Origin of the sequence: Nostoc sp. (genome assembly GCF_036916575.1) — a bacterium.
Taxonomy (GTDB): Bacteria; Cyanobacteriota; Cyanobacteriia; order Cyanobacteriales; family Nostocaceae; genus Nostoc.
On record NZ_JBALGC010000138.1, the window covers coordinates 1 to 4,352 of the forward strand.

General features: G+C 45.0%; 3 protein-coding genes and 1 pseudogene. 2 read left to right on the forward strand and 2 right to left on the reverse strand.

Going from position 1 to position 4,352, the window contains the following annotated elements; all coding sequences use genetic code 11:
- Nucleotides 1-204 (forward strand): annotated as a pseudogene (locus V7L29_RS30775) (IS4 family transposase); the annotation flags it as partial.
- On the opposite strand, the gene V7L29_RS30780 reads toward V7L29_RS30775, so the two are convergent.
- On the reverse strand, nt 178-1,008 hold the full coding sequence (locus tag V7L29_RS30780; protein ID WP_334737870.1) for a transposase: 831 nt from the start codon (nt 1,006-1,008) through the stop codon (nt 178-180). The pseudogene V7L29_RS30775 and the gene V7L29_RS30780 overlap by 27 nt on opposite strands.
- A 346-nt stretch (nt 1,009-1,354) precedes the next feature.
- A complete protein-coding gene (locus V7L29_RS30785; RefSeq protein ID WP_334737871.1) occupies nt 1,355-2,302 on the reverse strand; it encodes an SGNH/GDSL hydrolase family protein in 948 nt (315 codons plus the stop codon).
- Nucleotides 2,303-3,413: 1,111 nt separating this feature from the next.
- Here V7L29_RS30785 and V7L29_RS30790 point away from each other — a divergent pair.
- Nucleotides 3,414-4,214 carry an isopentenyl phosphate kinase gene (locus V7L29_RS30790; protein WP_334737872.1) on the forward strand — a complete coding sequence of 267 codons (801 nt, stop codon included), beginning with the start codon at nt 3,414-3,416 and terminating at the stop codon, nt 4,212-4,214.
- Nucleotides 4,215-4,352: the final 138 nt, after the last annotated feature.

Genomic DNA, 4,352 nt, shown 5'->3' on the forward strand with positions numbered 1-4,352 from the left:
AATAACTTTATTCCCAAATTGTTAGCTGCAACTTCAACAAAACGTCTTCAAATTTATTGGACTTTACTTAAAATTATTGCTCACAAGGCTGTGAGCGATCGCCCTGGCAGAAGTGAACCACGAGTCCGTAAACGTCGCCCAAAAGCTTACCCCTTGATGACGAAACCTCGGCATGAATTACAAAAACAATTGCAGACTGCTTAAACCGCAAGGGTTCCGGCTTTTCTTAGTGCCATTCGGTTTTGATACCCTCAAGTTACCTTGTTCATTAAGACGCTCAACCCTAATGAGGGACATGGGGCGTGTGGCAGTTTTACGAAAGTGTAAATTTGACCACAAGCTCACCTTAACTCGCCCTAATTTTGAATGGTTTAATTTTATACTTTGAGTGGCTTGACTCCATGTAGAAGGTTCGTTCAGTTTGAATTTCTCACCATGCTTCCTGGGTCGCCCTTTGCCAGAATATGGTGGCGGTGCGCCCCATAAACACAGGTTTGAACGCAAGCGTACCAGAATATCTGCTCTAATATTGGCTGTCTTCAAAACGAAAGGAGCACACCCATATTCACTATCCCAAACCGAAATTGGTCTAGTTGGTAAATGTTCACACACTTGTTGCAGCTGCCAAGTTGCTTTCTGTATCGGGTTTTCCCAACTGCTAATTCGCTCATGTCTCAAGGGTAACGCCCAACTGCCTGAATCCTCTGGTATCCACGCAATGGTGCTATATCCCTGACCAATAGTAATCGGTTTATTTCCAGGTACTGTGGCGCTGTTGTGTTCAATTGTCCTCTCCTGTAGAGTGACTGCATCCGGGCGCGACCAGGCAGTATGGTCACCTGCTAACAACGGACGGCTCTGCGTTGGCATCTGTTTGATATATAACTGCATCAATTTTTGTTGCTGTGGTCTGCTATCTTGTAATGCCTCGTAGATACTTGGCCACTTACGTCTAAATACTGCTGATAGCGATAAATCTGCCAAACTATAGGCGTTACGAGTCAGCAATATTGCATCCGTCAGTTAAAAATAGGACTTACGCAAAAACCCTCTCAAACTCTCGTTTCTCCGTGACCTCTGTGTTCTCTGTGGTTCGTTTTCCGTTAACTGTGCGTAAGTCCTACAAAAGTCACATCATGCGCTCTACCTAAATGCTCATAAGCGGCTTGACGAAATTTTTCAAGTTTGGCAAGTTTCATATTGGCAGGTGAGAGTTGGTGGTTCTTCTCTCATCTACAGGCGTTGGGAGTCTGTGTCAACCACAGACTGACTTCAGAAAATTTTATACTAACGATACGTACATTCCTTTGTTAACAGTCACCTGCTTTTAATCTAAACTCCAGTCAAGCTGGCTTTAGTGTTTGTTGTTTTGGTTTCGCACTACTTTTAGCGTTTCGTCAAGGGCGGAGGCGAGCCGATTCATGCCGGCCTGGTTGGGATGGTAGGACACGAGGCTTGGCCAGCCTGGGGTGGTGGGCGGCTCGAAACCTGCGACGAAGGGATGGGCGGAGCAAGCGTCATGGCTGGAACCGATCACGGAGGAGCGCACCACTGGCGTGCCTGTCTCTTGCGCTACGCCGCCGATGACGTCCGTCAGGCGTGAGTAGATCGCCTGCATCCGCCGGAGATCGGCCAGACTAAGCGGAACAGCCGCGCAGCCTGGCGTCTCCGATCTCGGCAGCACGGGCAGGTAGCCGATCATCACTAGGCGCGCCTTGGGCGCGCGCCGATGTACCTCGGCAACGACTTGGCGCAGTGAGCCGGGCAAGGCTTGGAAGCGCTGATCCACCTTTGCATCCGATACGACCTTGCAGTCCGCCCCACCCCTGTGGCGGCAGGAGTAGCCAAGGAGGTTGCCGACATAGTTGACGTCGTTGCCGCCGACCGTGACGGTAACCAGGCGGGTGTCGGCGTCCACCGCGTCAATCTGGGGACGCAAGCCGTCCTGCGAGCGTTGTAGGATGTCGGTCGTGGTCGCGCCGGAACAGGCGACGTCCACGAGGTTCAGGTTGCGTCGCGCCGCCAGCAGATGCGCGTAGTTGGAGAGCGACCGCCTGCACCCGCCGCTCCGCCCGTCGAGTCTGCCAACGCCGGGTCCGGCAGCGTAGGAGCTACCCATCGACACATACTTGAGCGGACGGGTGGCGCCGGACCCGGCTGCAAGACTAGGCGCACGGAAGGGCTGAGCGGCGACGCCGGCTACGGCCAGCGACAACGCTGCGCCGATGCCGACCGCGGCTCTTCCTGGTGTAAGCATGAGCTTCTGACGGAGCATTGGTGACACGTTAAGATTATGATCCATTTGTCAATCTACCTATAGCACGAAAATTTTATCAAGAACCGCGATAGAAAACATTGTTTTTGGGTTAGTGATCGCCAGAACTTTTCGAGATTCTCCTTATCAGTCAAACTTGTGCAATCGCTGATCGCTTTTTCTTTCCAGAGATTTTTCTCCTGACCAGACATGTCTTTTTTTTGACTATTTTTCTCTAAGTGTTATTTTCCCAGCATTAGTATTTAGTCTAGTTCCCGGTGCGAAACTAAATTTCCAAAAAATAAGGATACGGATTTAAGATGTTTCCAAGAACTAAAATCAAGGTTTTTAGGCTTTATAGAATGAGCCTTCTGAGTTTCGCACCGGGAACTAGTCTAAACTCCAGAATTAATGTATGTAACGAAATATGCATCTGACTTACTTACCGAAGGGATGGTGTTGATGCTGGCACTTAACTCTTGATGACAGCAGTTTCAAGATTTTTGGTTACTTTTGCATAAAACACAAAACAAAAGAAGAAGAATATTACATACCAAACGAATTATGTATAAACCAAGGGACAACGCTTTAAAAGTCCCCTATTTTATTTCGCTTTTCAAGTGCTGCCCTGAGCAAGGAGTTCAGGGCAGTTTTTCTTATACAAGTGGCCTCCTTTGAGTCTTGCACCCGTTGGCCAGCAGTGAGAGCTTACGCCAATGATCTGGTTGCCTAAAATATTTATATTAAAGAACTTTCAATTACCTAGCTTGCTGCTAGCTAGAGGCTAGGATTACGAATTACGGATTAGTATAAGTGGGTGTGCTAGAGTTTTGTCTCTACAGACAATGTATGATTCTTGGGAACAGGGTGCAGAATAGAGCGTGATGAAAGCAGAAGTAGCGTATAACGGATGTTGGCGATCGCCCATAACAACAGACCTAATTACCGCAAGTATAATTGGGTTGGGACAAATTGCCCTCTGTGGCGAAGAGATATACACGTAGATGTAACAACATTTGCTGCATTATTTTGTAACCAAAATTTACTGTTGACTTTCATGCGTTTTGTTAAATTGCGTTGAAATTACTAGTAATTTTGATTTTTTTGTTTAGAATTAGTTTCCTATAAGTTTTTGTCTTTCCTCATTTAATATTTGATTATGGAATTAGTATTGGTGAAGCTAGGAGGTTCCTTAATTACTGACAAGGATAAACCTTATACTGCTCGAAGAGAAGTTATAACACAACTGGTTGAGCAAGTGAGCCTAATCAAACATGAAAATCCTAATCTGAAACTGATTATTGGTAACGGTGCTGGTTCTTTCGCCCACCAATCAGCGAATAAATATAATACAATTAATGGTTTTTCATGTGATGAAGAAAAACTAGGGTTTTGCTTAGTTCACCAAGATGCTTTAGATTTAAATTCCCTACTAGCTAAAAGTTTTTTACAAGCAGGTTTATCAGTGGTAAGTTTGCCACCTATTACTATGATAATCACTCATAATAAGAAACTATTTAAGAGTGACTTTAGTGTAATAGAAAGTAGTCTAAAAACAGGTTTGATTCCTTTAGTTTTTGGTGATGTCGTTCTAGATCAAGCTATTGGTGGTACTGTCCTCTCGACAGATGCAATGCTTGCAGAACTAGCGAAATACTTCTATCTTCAAGGTAAGTTTAAAATTCGACTAATAAATGTTGGAAATTATGCAGGTGTATATGACCAAGATGGGCAAGTAGTTTCCAATATTACTCATGCTAACTATTCTCAGATTAAACCTTTCTTGGGCAAGAGCAAATCAGTAGATGTTACTGGCGGGATGGCTAAGAAAGTTGAGGAGTTTTTGACTATTTCTAGTTTAGGGATTGACTGCTGGATAATTGATGGAAATATCCCAGGGAATTTAGCTTCTTCAGTTTTAGGTACGCCAACTCTAGGCACTTTAATTAGGGCATTTTAACTAAAATGATTTCAAAACTGTTGGTAGTTAATCCGAATTACTTATCCCTCTTTTGTCACTTTGGGGAAAGAAAAATCAACATAGGATTCAACTGGCAATAGGGAAACTGACTGGACTCGCCCGAAAATGATTCATAAA

Bases quoted from the DNA above. Each gene is read 5' to 3' on its own strand.
- V7L29_RS30785 (WP_334737871.1), bottom strand. From the start codon at position 2,302: ATGGATCATAATCTTAACGTGTCACCAATGCTCCGTCAGAAGCTCATG.
- V7L29_RS30790 (WP_334737872.1), top strand. From the start codon at position 3,414: ATGGAATTAGTATTGGTGAAGCTAGGAGGTTCCTTAATTACTGACAAG.